At 38.9% G+C, this 16240-nt stretch carries 13 protein-coding genes; 11 read left to right on the forward strand and 2 right to left on the reverse strand.

Annotation, left to right across the window (positions count from 1 at the left end):
• Window positions 1–43 precede the first annotated feature (43 nt).
• The 4 genes from JGE69_RS06265 (at window position 44) to JGE69_RS06280 (ending at window position 6377) form a co-directional block, all read left to right on the forward strand.
• Window positions 44–925 carry a LysR family transcriptional regulator gene (locus tag JGE69_RS06265; protein WP_199113083.1) on the forward strand — a complete coding sequence of 294 codons (882 nt, stop codon included), beginning with the start codon at window positions 44–46 and terminating at the stop codon, window positions 923–925.
• A 208-nt stretch (window positions 926–1133) separates the two neighbouring features.
• Window positions 1134–2528 (forward strand): L-cystine transporter, encoded by a 1395-nt coding sequence (locus tag JGE69_RS06270; protein ID WP_057070288.1) that lies wholly within the window; start codon window positions 1134–1136, stop codon window positions 2526–2528.
• Between the two features lie 148 nt (window positions 2529–2676).
• Complete coding sequence (locus tag JGE69_RS06275) at window positions 2677–3492, forward strand: PhzF family phenazine biosynthesis protein (protein ID WP_057070287.1); 816 nt, start codon at window positions 2677–2679, stop codon at window positions 3490–3492.
• Between the two features lie 122 nt (window positions 3493–3614).
• Window positions 3615–6377, forward strand: coding sequence for a M16 family metallopeptidase (locus tag JGE69_RS06280; RefSeq protein WP_199113081.1), 2763 nt, complete (start codon window positions 3615–3617; stop codon window positions 6375–6377).
• 61 nt (window positions 6378–6438) lie between these two features.
• Here JGE69_RS06280 and JGE69_RS06285 read toward each other — a convergent pair whose 3' ends face one another.
• Window positions 6439–6822 (reverse strand): DUF3144 domain-containing protein, encoded by a 384-nt coding sequence (locus JGE69_RS06285; protein ID WP_002118682.1) that lies wholly within the window; start codon window positions 6820–6822, stop codon window positions 6439–6441.
• Window positions 6823–6929: 107 nt separating this feature from the next.
• Between JGE69_RS06285 and JGE69_RS06290 the strand changes: the two genes are divergently transcribed.
• The gene (locus JGE69_RS06290) at window positions 6930–7562 is read left to right on the forward strand and encodes a hypothetical protein (RefSeq protein WP_199113079.1); all 633 of its coding nucleotides are present in this window, start codon (window positions 6930–6932) and stop codon (window positions 7560–7562) included.
• A 35-nt stretch (window positions 7563–7597) separates the two neighbouring features.
• On the opposite strand, the gene JGE69_RS18035 is transcribed toward JGE69_RS06290, so the two are convergent.
• Window positions 7598–9061, reverse strand: coding sequence for a CYTH and CHAD domain-containing protein (locus JGE69_RS18035; protein ID WP_199113078.1), 1464 nt, complete (start codon window positions 9059–9061; stop codon window positions 7598–7600).
• A gap of 165 nt (window positions 9062–9226) precedes the next feature.
• Here JGE69_RS18035 and JGE69_RS06300 point away from each other — a divergent pair, with 165 nt between their 5' ends.
• The 6 genes from JGE69_RS06300 to rapA all read left to right on the forward strand — a co-directional run bounded on the left by JGE69_RS06300 (window position 9227) and on the right by rapA (window position 16198).
• The gene (locus JGE69_RS06300; RefSeq protein WP_081038678.1) at window positions 9227–9610 is read left to right on the forward strand and encodes a DUF962 domain-containing protein; all 384 of its coding nucleotides are present in this window, start codon (window positions 9227–9229) and stop codon (window positions 9608–9610) included.
• A gap of 115 nt (window positions 9611–9725) precedes the next feature.
• Window positions 9726–10337 carry a thiamine phosphate synthase gene (gene thiE, locus JGE69_RS06305; protein WP_057070282.1) on the forward strand — a complete coding sequence of 204 codons (612 nt, stop codon included), beginning with the start codon at window positions 9726–9728 and terminating at the stop codon, window positions 10335–10337.
• Between the two features lie 42 nt (window positions 10338–10379).
• Entirely contained in the window at window positions 10380–11678 is a 1299-nt protein-coding gene (hemL, locus tag JGE69_RS06310) for a glutamate-1-semialdehyde 2,1-aminomutase (RefSeq protein ID WP_199113077.1), read from the forward strand.
• Window positions 11679–11740: 62 nt separating this feature from the next.
• Window positions 11741–12445: an acyl carrier protein gene (locus tag JGE69_RS06315; protein ID WP_199113076.1), complete on the forward strand. Its 705-nt coding sequence runs from the start codon at window positions 11741–11743 to the stop codon at window positions 12443–12445.
• Window positions 12446–12577: 132 nt separating this feature from the next.
• A complete protein-coding gene (locus tag JGE69_RS06320) occupies window positions 12578–13216 on the forward strand; it encodes an RluA family pseudouridine synthase (RefSeq protein WP_005307342.1) in 639 nt (212 codons plus the stop codon).
• 144 nt (window positions 13217–13360) lie between these two features.
• The gene (gene rapA / locus JGE69_RS06325; RefSeq protein ID WP_068565431.1) at window positions 13361–16198 is read left to right on the forward strand and encodes an RNA polymerase-associated protein RapA; all 2838 of its coding nucleotides are present in this window, start codon (window positions 13361–13363) and stop codon (window positions 16196–16198) included.
• Window positions 16199–16240: the final 42 nt, after the last annotated feature.

A 16240-nucleotide genomic window follows, 5' to 3' on the forward strand; every position in this document is an offset into this window, starting at 1 on the left:
ATGATTTAATATGATGATGATTATCTTATTTTGAGATAGCGCTATGTTGCTTAAGTCTCTAGAGTTTTTTTTAACTGTTGCAGAGAGTGGAAGTTTTTCCTTGGCTGCACAAAAAATGTATACGGTTCAATCGAATATCACGAGCCATGTGAAAAAGCTTGAAGAAGAGTTAGGGGTTATTTTATTCAATCGTAATAACCCAGTGACCTTAACGAATGCCGGACAACAGCTGCATAGTTACGCTGTTCAAATGATTGCTCTACATAATAAAGCGAAAAAAATCTTTCAAGAGGGTGATATTGACCCGAACGAAACCATTCGTTTGGGTAGTATGGAAACGACAGCAGCCATACGGTTACCTCAATTACTCAATCAATGTATGCAGCAATATCCGAATTTGCCGATTGAGCTGCAAACTCACCCGACACGATATTTGTTAAGCGCTGTGCAGCAAGGAGAGGTCGATTGTGCTTTTGTTGCTTCTAAATATTTAATTCCAGAGTTGTATAGTTTACCTGTTTGGAAAGAACAATTGGTTTTGGTTTGTCCGAAACAGCAAACTCACTTTCCAGATGTTGCCAAGCTTGCAAAGACCCGATTTATTGCGTTTCGACAAGGTTGTTCTTATCGTCATGCAATCGAGTTATTTTTAAATGATCACAGTGTTCCGCCTTCACAAATTATGGAAATGGGCAGTCTGGACGGGATTGTAAGCTGTGTGGAATTAGGCGTTGGTTTTGCTTTATTGCCAAAGTCATATCTAAACAAAGTAGTCGAGAAAGTGTCATTAAGTTGTTTTGAACTTAATACTGAATCGGCTCATTTTACTACCTACTTGATTGCCCAGTCTCCTGAAACATGGGGAACCAATTTAAAGCAGTTTATTCATTTTATTGAGCAACAATTTGAATTAAAGGTTGCTTAGGTTGTGATTGATTTTCATACGTAAATATCCAACTTAATTTATAAATTAAAAGTGATATATATGTATGAAAAAGTCATTTTATATTCTCACAGAGGTTTGTAATCATCTTGATGCTATAAAATTGTGGAAAAGGGTAGTTTATATAGGCTGGCTATGGTCAAATATCCCCCCTTGAAAGATGACACAAGCAATAATTTGGAGTTTGGGAATGAATATACCCTTAATCATCAATATTGTGGTTTTTGTCGGGTTAATATTTTTACTCGCCCAAACACGTAAAACGGACTGGAGCTTATCTAAAAAAGTTCTGGCTGGCTTAGTTCTAGGTGTGGTGTTTGGTTTAGGACTACATTTGATTTATGGCGGTGGCCATCCGATTCTTGCTGAATCTATTAGCTGGTTTAATATCGTTGGAAACGGCTATGTAAAACTTTTACAAATGGTCGTGATGCCTTTGGTATTTGTGTCTATTTTGGGAGCGGTGGCAAAATTACACCAAGCATCTTCTTTAGGCAAAATCAGTTTTTATACGATCGGTACTTTACTCTTTACAACGCTGATTGCTGCACTGGTAGGGGTATTTGTTACCAATCTGTTTGGCTTAACGGCAAAAGGTTTGGTGCAAGGTGCTGCTGAAACTGCACGTTTAACTGCGATTAATACAGATTATGTAGGTAAAGTTACCGATTTAAGTGTACCGCAGTTTATTCTCTCCTTTATTCCAAGTAACCCATTTGCTGAATTAACTGGTGCAAACCCAACTTCAATTATTAGCGTGGTTATTTTCGCCGTCTTTTTAGGTATAGCAGCGCTTAACCTAATGAAGGACGACGCAGAAAAAGGTCAACGTATTCTTACGGCGATTCAGACGTTGCAGTCATGGGTAATGAAGCTCGTTCGTCTCGTGATGACACTTACGCCGTATGGTGTATTTGCACTTATGACCAAAGTTGTGGCTAGTTCAAATGTCGCAGATATCTTAAATCTAGGCGGTTTCTTGGTGGCGTCTTATTTAGGCTTGGCGATTATGTTTATCGTACATGCCATTATTTTGACGCTTACAGGTGTTTCTCCTCTTAAATTCTTTAAGAAAGTTGCTCCAGTTTTAACGTTCGCATTTACTAGTCGTTCAAGTGCAGCAAGTATTCCACTGAGCATTGAGACGCAAACTCGTCGTTTGGGTGTGCCTGAATCAATTGCAAGTTTCTCTGCTTCTTTTGGTGCCACCATTGGTCAAAATGGCTGTGCGGGTTTGTATCCTGCAATGTTGGCAGTGATGGTTGCACCAACTATGGGTATTAACACCTTAGACCCAATGTGGATTGCATCGTTAGTCGGTATTGTGACCTTAAGTTCAATTGGAGTTGCCGGAGTAGGTGGTGGTGCGACTTTTGCTGCACTGATTGTTCTTCCTGCAATGGGTTTACCTGTAACGTTGGTTGCACTTCTTATTTCAATCGAGCCACTCATTGATATGGGACGTACTGCGTTAAACGTAAATGGTTCGATGACTGCTGGTGTTGTTACGAGCCAATTGATGGGTCAAACTGATAAAGAAATATTAAACAGTGAAGATGAAATTGAGTTAACTCAACATCATTAACAATTGATACTAAACGGCTCATCCACTCTGGATGAGTCGTTTTTTTATAGGCATAAATTGCCACTGTGATGTTAATTTTAAAAAACTGTATCTGTTTTTCTTTTAAATAATTTTCGAAAATAGGCCTATTACAAAAGAGAGCACTATCATGAAAATGTATCAAGTTGATGCTTTTACAAAACAGTTATTTCGTGGAAATCCGGCCGCTGTCGTTGTTGAAAAAGAGTGGTTAGATGTAGATTTAATGCAGAAGATAGCACTTGAGAATAATTTGTCTGAAACTGCTTTTGTAAAAATTATAGACTCTGAAAACTATGAAATCCGTTGGTTCACTCCAACAGTTGAAGTTGATTTCTGTGGGCATGCAACACTTGCCAGTGCTTTTGTATTATTTAAAGATTTTACCGAGAAAAAGACAATTAATTTCCATGTACGAAATTTGGGCCTTTTTGTGGTTCACCAAGATGAAGATGGCAAAATCAGAATGGATTTTCCAATTCGCAAAGCTCATCAAGTTGAAGATTATCCAGCTATTTTACGTCAAGCATTAACAAAGCCTTTTAAAGCGGTTTATCAAAATGTTCAAGCCTACATTGTTGAGTATGAATCAGTGCAGGACGTATTAGATGAGCAACCTGACATGAACTTACTTAAAGCCTTAGGTAAACGGACTGCGATTACTACTGCAGGGATGGATGTTGCAATCACCTCAAAAGCCGATCAACAATATGATTGTGTATCGCGTTATTTTGCACCTGTCGCGGGCATTGAGGAAGATCCGGTTACGGGTTCAATTCATACGGCAATAGCGCCATTATGGGCAGAGAAACTCGATAAAAATAATATTATTGCTTATCAGGCTTCTAGCCGTGGAGGCGTTTTGTATTGCAATGTCCTGAATCAGGAACGTATTGAAGTTTCAGGGTATGGGAAGCTTTATATGCAAGCTGAAATTTTTCCTTAAAATATAAGGCCGTTTAAATAAACGGCTTTTTTTTCAAAACTTTACTATGAAAATTAGTTCAAATTTCCTACTATAGTCCCACAACTATTGATTTTTTATTATTCAAATTAATTGGTATTTATATGTTTATGCAGTTTAAACAACTGACACTCTCCCTATGTATTCTTGGTTTAAGTGCTGCGTCTTGGGCACAAACTACACTAGTAAAAAGTAAGCAAAATATTGAGGAATATAAATTAGATAATGGTTTTCGGATTGTGCTTGCACCGAATGACAAAGAAAATAAAATCTTTATTAATACCATTTATTTAACAGGCTCATTAAATGACCCGCAAGGTAAAAGTGGCTTAGCTCATTTGCTTGAGCACTTGGCTTTTAAGGGGACACAAAATGTTAAAGGGGAAGAATTCCAGCGTCGTTTAGATCAATATACATTGATGACAAACGCCAGCACTGATTATTATTCAACAAAATATACTAATATCGTTCGTCCAGAAAAAACTGCGCTTGATCAGGTACTGTATCTTGAATCTGAGCGTATGGATAAATTAGTTCTTCAAGAAAAGTTTGTTCCTTCCGAGATTGAAATTGTAAAGCGTGAACGTGAAGTCCGTATGGATCAGCCTTTTGCTGTGCTGATGGATCAAATGTGGAAGTCAGCTTACGGTAACCAATATTTAGGACGTTTACCGATTGGCGATTTGCCTGAGCTTAAATCTATTAAGATGACTGAATTGAACCAGTTCTATCGTAGCTGGTATGCACCTAATAATGCTGTTATGGTCATTTCAGGTAAATTTGATAAGACTGATGTCTTAAAAACAATAGATCAATATTTTAGTCCAATTGCGGCAAGAGCGGTTCCTAAAACTGTACAGATTCCTGTGCTTGACTCTACAAAAATAAAAAATCGTCAATTCATGGTGAAAAAGGGCAGTGATCTGGCTAAATTCCATATCTATATTAATGGTAAAAATACCAAAATTCAGCCGACACTCGCTTTAGCTCCTTTGTTATATACCATGCAACCAAGTGGTCACCTATACCAAAATATGGTGGAAACAGGTATTACCACAAATGTAGAAGCTAGTACTTGGTTAGACCAAGATTTTAATGTGGTGTTTCTAGGTGCTATTTATTCACCAAGTAATGACCCTAAAAAAGTTGAAAGTTCTTTGTTAGCAGGCATTGAAAAAGGGAAGCCTTTTACTGAAGTTGAATTAAATCGTGTTAAAAGTTTAATGAAAACTCAAGGTGATCTAATCACGAAAGATGCGGTAGCACTGGGGTCACGTTTAAGTGATTACACCGTCGCTGGCGGGCAATGGGATCAATATTTTAAAGATTTAGATTCTGTAGAAAAAGTTAAGCTAGATGATGTGAATCAAACTTTAAAACAGTTCCTTGTGGCTGATCATCGTATTGATGGCGATATTTTGCCAACACCTGAAGACCAGAAAAAAGCGCAACAGCAAAATTCAAAAGAGACACCTAAAACTCTAGATCAGGTCGAAGCAAAGGCCGAACCTTTAAAAGATCCGAAGGTATATCAACAAGAAGTTGCTGAGTTTTTAAAAAATTCAAAGCAATATGTTGAAAGTAATGAGAAAAAGATTATCCGTGGAAAACTGAAAAATGGAATGAAGTATGCTTTATTCCCAGTTGAAACACGCGATGATCGTACTTATGCAACGATTACGATGGACTTCGGAACAGAAAAATCTTTATTTAATAAAGGCACAGTAGTTGATCTAACCTCATACTTATTGCTTCGTGGTTCTGATAAATATAGTTTGCAAGATATTGCCGATAAATCAATTGATGCAGGCGGTGCGGCTTATGCAAGCGCTGACGGCAATGGCATGACCATTAATATTCAGTCTAAATCAGAAAAATTTGATGAGTTTTTCAAGTTTGTTCTTGATGTGATGAAAAATCCAAAATTTGAACAATCTCAATTTGATTTAATTAAATCACAAAGCTTATCAAGCCTAGATCGTCCTTATACCGAGCCAGATGTGGTGGCGGGTTTAACACTTTCACGTTTACTTGAAGAATATCAACCAGGTGATTTGCGTTATCACTTCGAACCTGAACTGGCAAAACAGCAGTTGAAAAATGCAACTCAAGAGCAAGTGAAAGAGTTATATGAGCGTTTCTTTGCAATGAACCATGCTCAAATTGCCATTACAGGCGAATTTGATGCGAAAAAGATGCAGAAATTACTGAATCAGGAATTTGGTCGTTGGAACGGTAAGCAGCCATATCAAAAAATCTTGATTGATCACGTTGATTTTCCAGCACAGCAAGTTCATGTTTTATCTGAACAGCGCGAATTTGGTAGCTACCAAAGTGTGCTTTCAATTCCAGTTGGTAAAAACCATCCAGATGCATCTGCTCTCATTTTAATGAACTATATTTTAGGTGAGTCTCAAATTTCATCACGTTTGGCTCAAGAGCTTCGTGAGAAAAATGCGCTAGTCTATGGTTTTGGAAGTGGGCTGCAACTTGATCGTGACACGAATGTAGGGGCTTTGAGTATTAGTGCAAATTATACTTCGGGTCGCTCAGCACAAGTGTCTGCCTCAATACACAAAGTGTTAAATGACTTGGTTAAAAATGGGGTAACTGAGCAAGAGCTTGAAGCTGCTAAAGCAGATATCATGAAGAAACGCGTTACGGCATTAGAAGATGAGCGTAATATTCACGGCATGTTAAATCTACAGCTTGAAACAAACAAAACATTGCAAGACCGAATTCGTCATGATCAAGAGTTAACTAAATTGACAGTTGCTGACGTTAATAGAGTAATTAAGAAGTATATTAAACCTGAACATTTGGTCGAAGTAATGGCTGATCAATATGGTCAGGCACTAAAAAAATAAAGTCTTCTCGTAAATAAAAAGCCACTGAATTGTGGCTTTTTATTTGGGTCTTTAAATCATATTAATGATCATGTTTATGTGCGTGAAAATCTTCATTTTTACGGAAACGTAAATAATTTTCGAATTGTTCACAATATTCATCGAAGTTATCTTCAAGCATCATCTGAAACTGCTGAAGAAGGTAAGACATAACCTGATCTTTTGCATCACGCATTTCATTACCATCTTTAAAGTTATTTGCTGCTACCCATGTATTGAAGCGGGCAGTAGCAAATAACATTGCAGCACTCACTTGACCACGTAGCTCAGCCGGATCAACTTTTTTATCTTTTGGCGGGCGACAAAAATCATTAGCCTGTTTAATAAATTCATCCGCACGCTCAAAGAAAACCGCATTTAACGCTTCTTCTTCAGTAATATCTGTTGCATTAATCTTTTGAGACATGACTTATTCCCGCAAAAATAGAGCTGCTTATTATAGGCAAACGCTTGCGGAAACAAAACCTTTGACTTAGTCTGTAAATAGCCTAAGTATTGGTAGGAGAGACTAATATGCAAGATGCAATTGCTATTCAAAGTTTAAAAACAGATATTGCTTTATTACGCCAGCATGTTTTCCCACCTCAATATTTAGAGCATGTTGAAGGACTGCCGATTTATTATGGCTTGCAAGAAGAAATCGAAAATTATTATCGCCAATGGCAAGGTCTAATTGAAAGGGCACAAGAACTTTTCCAGCCATTTATGGAAGATGAATTACCAGATGCGATTCATTTGCCAAGCCATTTAAATTTACCGCTATTCTTTTTTCACGTAGACCGAATTCGGATCAATAAAACACGTGCAAAAGAATCTAAAACTTTCCGCGGTGTAGCGAGTCTTATTGAAAAATGCGGCCAGTTTGAAACAGACCAGATATTTACGATGCAAGAATGGTTGCAAAGCGATGATACCGCGGCTCTGGTTGCTCACCGTGAATTCATCGATTTAAGAACCTATGTGTTTCAACATGGGCAAAGCGAATATACACGTTCACGGTTTTACACCAATGGGATTGTGCTAGGGGTTGAGCCGCATTTTAAACTGGTCGATGCTCGTGATAAGCCAAGAAAGCAACGCAGCGATAGCTATAGTGATCCCTTAGCAGATAACGGCGTATGGAAAGTATTTGGTAAATACCGATAAAAAGTCGCTGCTTGTTTACAGCGACTTTTTATAAATTACCAGAAAGTTTCAGCCTGACTAAAAGTTTGTAAAGCTTTTGCTGAGCGCTTTTGTAATTGTGGCTGTTTGGCTTTGACCCAGCCTAGAGCAAACCAAAAAGACGGATCTTGTTCAACCACATTGTTAAAAATACCTTCTGCAATAAACAAATCGTTATATTGACCTAGAGTATTTTGTACAGGTTGTAGCTGTTTTAAATATTGCTGTACTTTTTTATTTGGATAAAGACTCGAAATAAACTCAACACAATAACGTAACTGCTTAGCTTGCTTTCTTATTTTGTGTTGTTCAGTCACTTCAAGTTCAGAGAAGTGTTCAGCATTACTAATCACTTTATGATGTAACTTATCTAAGCTCTTTTTAATATGTTTTTTTAAGCTGCCTTTTTGGGACTTAGAATCTTCTTCTGAATAAGCAAATGCTAATAAATTGAGTAATAGCTTAATCGTGTCTGCAGAGGTAAAGATTGTTGAGAGTTCTTTTGAGGGCTGGGCTGAAACTGGTAGTAATAGTTCAGGTGATCCATGTTGTTGAATAATAGGTAACACTTCGGTACGAATCGCATCTTCATCACGAGTGTCTCCAAGTTTACGGAAAAGCTCAGCAATTTGTTCTTCCCAAAGAGGATTTAGCTCGCCTGACCAACCTGCAAAATGCCTAAGGGCACTACGTAAACGACGTAAGCTTACACGTGCCTGATGGATATGCTCAGCTTCGGCAACTCCATCGGCAATGACAGCCATATTTGGTAAGAATTGCCCTAAACAGTTTTCGACAATCTTTTTTAGAGCCTGTTCAGCAGTAATATCTTTATTTAATGTCAGAGTTTTAGCATGAACAGCAGGTGAGGCAGCTTGCCCTAGTGCTAATAAGTTGCCACGTTCGGCTTTACTTCTTACATCAAGCCAAAGTGAATAACGATTAATCCATTGCTGCGCAAATTGAATAAGCGTTTTCACTGCACCCTGCTTGAGTTCAAATTCGACCTCACAAATTTTGCTTTCTGCATCCGCTGTTTTTACCACCCCATCATCTAAGCAAACTTCAATCGCTGTATTATCTGCTTCAAACACATGATAGGTGCGCTGTACATCAGTCTCAAACTGTAAGCTTAGCTTTTCGACTTCAGAGCCTAAAGCTTGAGTAATCAAATCTGTAACGGCTTTATTGTCTTTATATAACTCAAGGTTTAAGTCAGGTTCTTGGTCACATACACCTAAATGAATTTCTTCTTCAACACGGTGGAGATGGCTTTGACCTGCGGCTTTAAATGTTTGTACCCATTGATCATCTTCTTTACGTAAACGTAAGGCCATACCGTTTTTTGCAAGTAATCGATCAGGAGTGTCGTAATACTTTGCCTGTAAGTGGATGTTCTTTGCTTTGTGTTTTTTTACGTATTGCTGGACAGTTTTTTTCTTCGATTCAGGTAACTGAAACTTTAGTTCGACTTCGACCATAATATATCTCCCTGAATCAGGCATTTAGACTATCTTGAATAAGTATAATAGCTTAGCTCTAAAAATAATGGTTTTGATAGAGAAAGTTACAATCAAACATATGACGCTACACTTTTATTTAGGTGTACAATCAGGTGACGTTTTGATCAAATAAAAATCAGGAAGATGATCGTGAATGCACCAGTAAACTTTAGCCATGAAGCTCAGCCAGAGTTTGAATTGCCGATTAAAAACTATCAGGAATTTTATCGTTTTTATTTAACTGAACACCGTAACATTATGAGCAGACGCTTACACGTGGTGGGCAGTAGCATTGGTCTATACTTTTTTTCAAAAGCAGTCCGTAAGAAGCAAGCCAAATATGTACTCTATGGTTTGGTAGCAGGCTACGCAAATGCTTGGGTTGGACATTTTGTGTTTGAAAAAAATAAGCCTGCCAGTTTTAAACAGCCTTTCTATAGCTTTATTTCTGATTGGCGAATGTTGTCTGATGTTGCACGTGGCCGTTTGAGTTTGGTTGATCGCAAGCACGATAAAATACCAAGTTAATTTTACTTTCTATTCTTAATATACCGATTGGTACTGGTAAGCCTATATCAATCGGTACTTATGATGTCCTATAAATCCGTTATACTAGCGAAGTTTTTTAAAGCGAGAGTAGAGTATGCGCGGTTTATATCTCATTACCAACGATGACCCAATCCAACTATTATTAGAAAAACTAGATGCCGCGCTCGCAACTCATCAGGTCGCAATTTTACAGTACCGTCGTAAGAAAGTAGAAAAAGTCGACCAGCCTACTGAAGTTGAACAGATCAAACTTTTATGTGAAAAATATCAAGTTCCTTTTGTGATTAATGATGACCTAAAACTGGCCGCTCAGTTTGGGTTAGGTGTGCATTTAGGTCAAAGTGACGGTGAAATTACCGATGCAAAATCGCAATTACCAGAAGGCATCATTATTGGTCGTACTTGTCTGAATTCTTTAGAGCTTGCACAAAAAGCAATTACAGATGGCGCGACTTATATTGCATTTGGTGCGGTCTATGCGACTTCTACAAAACCTGAAGCAGGTAATGTGGGGATCGAAGTGATTAAGCAAGCAGCAGCCCAATATGATTTACCAATTTGTGCGATTGGTGGTTTAACGGTTGAAAACTCACAACCTGTGATTGAGGCTGGGGCTGACCTGTGTGCAGTCATTAGTGATATATTAGGCCGATCAACTGCTGAAATTCCTGCCCGTGTACAGGCGTGGGCACAATTATTTTCTTAAGCTTTCAAAATTATTTTTTAGATATTTAAGACGAGCATTCCCATGAGTTTATCTCCAAAGCAAGAACAGTTATTTAAACAAGCCAGCAAACACATTCCAGGTGGTGTGAACTCTCCGGTACGTGCCTTTAATGGCGTTGGAGGAACACCTGTTTTCATCGAGAAAGCAAAAGGTGCTTATTTATGGGATGTCGATGGTAAGCGTTATGTTGACTATGTTGGTTCTTGGGGACCAATGATTTTAGGTCATGCTCATCCAGAGATTATTAAGGCTGTACAAACAGCAGCAGAAGATGGCTTAAGTTTTGGTGCACCAACCGTACACGAAACAACACTGGCAGATATTATCTGTGAAATCATGCCATCAATTGAATTGGTGCGTATGACTAACTCGGGTACAGAAGCGACCATGACCGCTATTCGTTTAGCGCGTGGTTATACTGGCCGTGACAAAATCGTGAAGTTTGAAGGTTGTTACCACGGCCACTCAGACTCACTTTTAGTAAAAGCAGGTTCAGGTTTACTGACTTTAGGTGAAGGTGAACCGACTTCGAAAGGTGTTCCTGTTGATTTTGCTAAACATACTTTAACGCTGCCGTATAATGATATTGCTGCATTAAAAGAATGCTTTGCTAAGTTCGGCCATGAAATTGCGGGTGTTATTATTGAACCAGTCGCGGGTAACATGAATATGGTGAAACCAATCGACGGTTTCTTACAAGCCATTCGTGATATTTGTGATGAATATAAATCTGTATTCATTATTGATGAAGTGATGACAGGCTTCCGTGTTGCTTTAGGCGGTGCGCAATCAGTTTATAACGTTAAACCTGATTTAACGACTTTAGGTAAAATTATTGGTGCAGGTCTGCCTGTTGGTGCATTTGGTGGTAAGCGTGAAATCATGGAATGCATCGCACCTTTAGGCGGTGTATACCAAGCAGGTACATTATCTGGTAATCCACTTGCTATGCGTGCTGGTATTGAAATGTTTAAACATTTACGCCAACCTGACTTTTACAGCAAATTATCTGCTCAACTTGAAAAGTTACTTGCAGGCTTACAAGCTGCAGCTGATGAAGCGGGTATTCCATTTAAGACTCAGCAAGCTGGCGCAATGTTCGGACTTTACTTTACCGACCAAGAAGACATTACAAGCTTTGACTCTATGTTGGCATGTGATATTGAAGCTTTCAAAAAGTTCTTCCATGGTATGTTAAAACGTGGCGTAAACTTGGCACCTTCAGCATTTGAAGCAGGCTTTATTTCATCTGCACACTCTGATGAAGATATAGAATTTACGATTCAGGCTGCAAAAGTAACATTCGCCGAAATGAAGTAAGCAAAAAAGCCCGTATTAAACGGGCTTTTTAATTTGAGCTATTTTTATATTTATAGAGAACAATGTTTTATCCCTTACCTCGAAAAATCCAGTTAGCCGCAAGTACTTCAAATTGGTCAATTGAGTCAGCGCAAAGTATTTTGCTCATGGTTGGGCTCAATGAGCTTAAACTACGACCAGATTGGGCTGAGCAACCATTGGCGAACCATTTGGAATTGTTGAGTAAGCGCGCTCAATCACTCGAAATTCCAATTATTTTTATTGATACATCTCAGCTTCAACAAACGATGTTGGAGCTTGGTCAGCGTTTGTCATCAAATACTAAAGCTCAAGTTATGATGGCAGGTGATTTATCTCCTCTGTTTAAACAAGTCATGCAGCTTGTTTTATCGATTACAGATCAGGTCAGTGTTGTAAATGATGCGATCTTGGCGGCTAATCTAGAGCAGCATATCCAATGGATTGAAAAGATCAGTTTTGACCATATAAAACATTTAAATACGTACAGCTTAATACGTTTATGGTCTTTAAGTGCATCTTCCTCCTATATCTTGTCAGATAAAGGAATTTTATTGGCAATTGCTGAACAGGTGGGGCGACATCCTATGGAGATCCATCCTGAAATTGATTTAAGAAATTACGGTCTAGATCAGCCTGCTGTGAATTATCTAGTCGATCTATGGCGTGCAAATGGTGCGAGCTTAAGCGTTGAAGAGATAATGCAAACACCGACATTGCAACATATTATGCAGTTATTGAAGCCTTAACTGACTATAGACCTCAAGTGATCCATAATATTTGCAAATTCTGCTGTTAATTTACCCGAACGGCATTGTAATTCGGACGTAAGCTTTTTATTATTGCCCGCTTGTTTTTCATCTTACCTTGGGAATACAACTTTGAGTGATTTTCTAAGTGAACATCTGATCTATCGTGATGATGATTTTATGGTGATTCATAAACCTTCGGACATCTTGAGTGTTCCTGGTAAAGGTGATTTACATGATAGCGTTTTGACAAGGTTGGTTGCGATTGAACCTAAAACTTTGCTCATTCATCGACTAGACCGAGATACTTCAGGTATTTTAGTATTTGGTTTATCGAAGCGCGGTCAAAGTGCGATTGCACGTCAATTTCAAGATCGTCAGACTTCAAAAATATATGAAGCGCTTGTCGCAGGTCATTTAGAGGGTGAGGGGACTGTAGATATTCCTGTCATCTATGACCCAAGCCGACCACCTTTACATATTGTCGACGCTTCTCACAACAAGCCTGCTTTAACACATTGGCAGGCCATAGAACATTTTCAGATTCAGGGACAGCCTGTAACTCGTGTCAAATTAACACCAATTACGGGCCGATCTCATCAACTCCGTGTACACATGCAATATCTTGGGCATCCAATTGTAGGTGACACGCTGTATGCAACACCGGAGCAGCAACTTGTTCCGCGTTTATGTTTGCATGCCAAACAGTTAAGTTTTAATCATCCTGTCACAGCAGAAACATTAACTTTTGACTGTCCTGTACCGTTTTAATGTAAAAATTTTAATGCGTGATTTTTTGTGGCAAAGCAATTTAATTGGTTTTTGCTTCAAAATTTTGCTTTAAAGACTACATAAAAAGATGCAAAAATAAGCTAATTTGCATCGTACAATATGTAGTGCGAACTTGAGAGAAAGGTGGAAAAATTGCAGCAGTATGCTATTGGTCAACGTTGGCTATCAGACACAGAAACTGAGCTCGGTTTAGGTGTTCTTATTGATGTAGATGAAAGATCTGTCAGCATTTTATTCCCCAAAAGTGATGAGACACGTGTCTATGCACGTAATAATGCTCCACTATCTCGTATCATCTTCAATACAAATGATGAAGTTCAAGATCAAGAAGGCCAGAAATGGATCGTTGAGTCTGTTGAAGACCGTCATGGCGTTTTGCGTTACAACGTTGTTCGTACTTTAGAAAATGGCGAGCAAGAGCGTAAAGCACTCAATGAAACACGTATTGGTGCGCAAATTCAATTATCTAAACCTTTAGATCGTTTGCTTGCAAGTCAAGTTGACTATAAAGAGTGGTATGACCTGCGTATTGAAGCAATGCTCATGCAAGCACAAATGCAGACCAGTCCTCTCCGTGGTATGGTCGGTGCACGTGTTGGCCTGATCCCTCATCAGCTTTATATCGCACATGAAGTTGGTAAACGTTTTGCACCTCGTGTTTTACTTGCCGATGAAGTTGGTTTAGGTAAAACAATTGAAGCTGGTTTAATTATCCACCAACAGCTTAAAACTGGTCGTTCAGAACGTATTCTGATTTTAGTCCCTGATTCTCTTCAGTATCAGTGGATGATTGAAATGCGTCGCCGTTTTAACTTGCAATTCTCTCTGTTTGATTTAACGCGTACCGCATCTATTAAAGAACATGATCCAGAGCTTAACCCGTTCTTGACTGAGCAATGCATTATTGCCAGCGTTGACTTAATGGTTGACCATGATGATTTGCGTGAGCAAGCCATAGAAGCTGGTTTTGATTTGCTCGTAGTCGATGAAGCACATCATTTGATGTGGAGCGAAGAAGAAGGCGGTAATGATCGTTACGATTTAATTGAAGAGCTCGCTGAAAATACAGCAGGGGTACTATTACTCACTGCAACACCTGAACAATTAGGCGTAGAAAGCCATTTCGCTCGCTTACGTTTACTTGATCCACAGCGTTTTAGTAGTTTAGAACGCTTTTTAGATGAAGAGACCCAATATCAGCAAACTGCAAAAATTGCTGAAGTGTTGATGTCGGATCAAGCTTTAACCCCAGAGCATTTATCTGCTTTAGAAGGCTTATTAGGCCACAGTATTGAAGACCAGCCTGACCAACGCTTTAGAGCAATTCACGAATTATTAGACCGTCACGGTACTGGACGTATTTTATTCCGTAATACACGTGAAGCCATTCAGGGCTTCCCGGGGCGTGATTGTCAGCCAGCACCATTACCAGCACCAGAAGATTGGTCAAAAGATGGCAAACTGCGTGAGCAGATGTGGCCTGAAGAAGCACAAATTGATGGTTCATGGATGCAAAATGATCCGCGTGTGCCATGGTTAATGGAAATTTTACGCAAAGATCTTAAGCATAAAAAAGTGCTTTTAATTGCGCGTAGCGGACCAGTGGTTGAGTCTTTAGAAAATGTATTGCGTTTGCATGCAGGTATTCGTACTGCAATGTTCCATGAAGGCATGAGCTTACTAGAACGTGACCAAGCTGCTGCTTATTTTGCTGAAGAAAGCTATGGCGCTCAGATTCTATTGTGTTCGGAAATTGGTTCGGAAGGCCGTAATTTCCAATTCGCCAGTGATCTAATTTTATTTGATCTACCAGCTAACCCAGATGTTTTAGAGCAACGTATCGGCCGTCTAGACCGTATTGGGCAAGAAAACCGTATCCAAATTCATGTGCCATACCTTGTGGGAACAGCTCAGGAGCGTATGTTCCGTTGGTATAACGAAGCACTGAATATTTTCAGCAATATTTCTCCAACAGCACAAACGCTGCAAGAGAATTTTATTGTTGAATTAAAAGACTGCTTACTTACAGACCAAGGTCAAACATTTGAAGATTTGCTTGAAGAGGTGAATGTTCAACGTCAAGCCTTAGAAGCTGAACTTCAAGCTGGCCGAGATCGTTTACTTGAATATAATTCATGTCGTCCTATTGTGGCACAAGAAATTGTTCAAGCTCTTGAAGACTATGACGACAATACTACGCTACCAATGTTTGTGAAGCGTTTCATGTCATCAACCAATATTGATTTTGATGAGCAAAGTAATGGTACGGTGATTATTAAACCAACCGACCAAATGCAAGTGCAAGGTTTGGCATTAGACGAAGAAGGGATGACCGCAACGTTCTATCGCGATCAAGCTCAGCTTCGTGAAGATGCTCAATATTTAACTTTAGAGCATCCATTCATTGAAAGTGTTATGGAAATGATCCGTACACAATCATTTGGTAGTACCAATGTTGCTGTACTTAAATCTAATGCTTTAAAACAGGGTTCAGTATTAATTGAAGTCTGGTTTAAAGTAGATGTTGTTGCACCTAAATCTTTGAACTTGCCATCAAGCTTGCCGAAACAGCTCATTCGCGTGTTGTTAAGTGAAAATGGTCAGGATTTATCTGAAAAGATTGATCCAACAATTTTAAAACCTTATTTGCACCATTTAGATGGCAATAGCTGCCGCCAAGTAGTTAAAGCTCGCCGTGATATCATTGAGCAGCGCTATAAACAAGCGTTAGAGATTGCGAAAGTTGATTTACCGCAGCTTCAGCAACAAGCAAAAGAGCATTATGGCAATAAATGGCAATATGAAATTGACCGTTTAACTTATCTCAAACAGTTCAACCCAAGTATTCGTCAAGACGAAATTGAACGTTTACAAAAGCTGCAAAAAGAAGGCTTGAGCTTACTTGATGGTTTAACTGTTACACCAGAAGCAATTCAAGTGTTAGTTGTGGTTAAGCCGTAACTTACCCAAAATAAAAAAAGCGCCGAGAGGGCGCTTTTTTTA

Source organism: Acinetobacter sp. C13 (assembly GCF_016809775.1).
GTDB lineage: Bacteria > Pseudomonadota > Gammaproteobacteria > Pseudomonadales > Moraxellaceae > Acinetobacter > Acinetobacter pittii.

What these genes read in the sequence shown, in the direction of transcription:
- JGE69_RS06265 (WP_199113083.1), top strand. Translation starts at nt 44, where the DNA reads ATGTTGCTTAAGTCTCTAGAGTTTTTTTTAACTGTTGCAGAGAGTGGA.
- JGE69_RS06270 (WP_057070288.1), top strand. Translation starts at nt 1,134, where the DNA reads ATGAATATACCCTTAATCATCAATATTGTGGTTTTTGTCGGGTTAATA.
- JGE69_RS06275 (WP_057070287.1), top strand. Translation starts at nt 2,677, where the DNA reads ATGAAAATGTATCAAGTTGATGCTTTTACAAAACAGTTATTTCGTGGA.
- JGE69_RS06280 (WP_199113081.1), top strand. Translation starts at nt 3,615, where the DNA reads ATGTTTATGCAGTTTAAACAACTGACACTCTCCCTATGTATTCTTGGT.
- JGE69_RS06285 (WP_002118682.1), bottom strand. Translation starts at nt 6,822, where the DNA reads ATGTCTCAAAAGATTAATGCAACAGATATTACTGAAGAAGAAGCGTTA.
- JGE69_RS06290 (WP_199113079.1), top strand. Translation starts at nt 6,930, where the DNA reads ATGCAAGATGCAATTGCTATTCAAAGTTTAAAAACAGATATTGCTTTA.
- JGE69_RS18035 (WP_199113078.1), bottom strand. Translation starts at nt 9,061, where the DNA reads ATGGTCGAAGTCGAACTAAAGTTTCAGTTACCTGAATCGAAGAAAAAA.
- JGE69_RS06300 (WP_081038678.1), top strand. Translation starts at nt 9,227, where the DNA reads ATGATCGTGAATGCACCAGTAAACTTTAGCCATGAAGCTCAGCCAGAG.
- thiE (WP_057070282.1), top strand. Translation starts at nt 9,726, where the DNA reads ATGCGCGGTTTATATCTCATTACCAACGATGACCCAATCCAACTATTA.
- hemL (WP_199113077.1), top strand. Translation starts at nt 10,380, where the DNA reads ATGAGTTTATCTCCAAAGCAAGAACAGTTATTTAAACAAGCCAGCAAA.
- JGE69_RS06315 (WP_199113076.1), top strand. Translation starts at nt 11,741, where the DNA reads ATGTTTTATCCCTTACCTCGAAAAATCCAGTTAGCCGCAAGTACTTCA.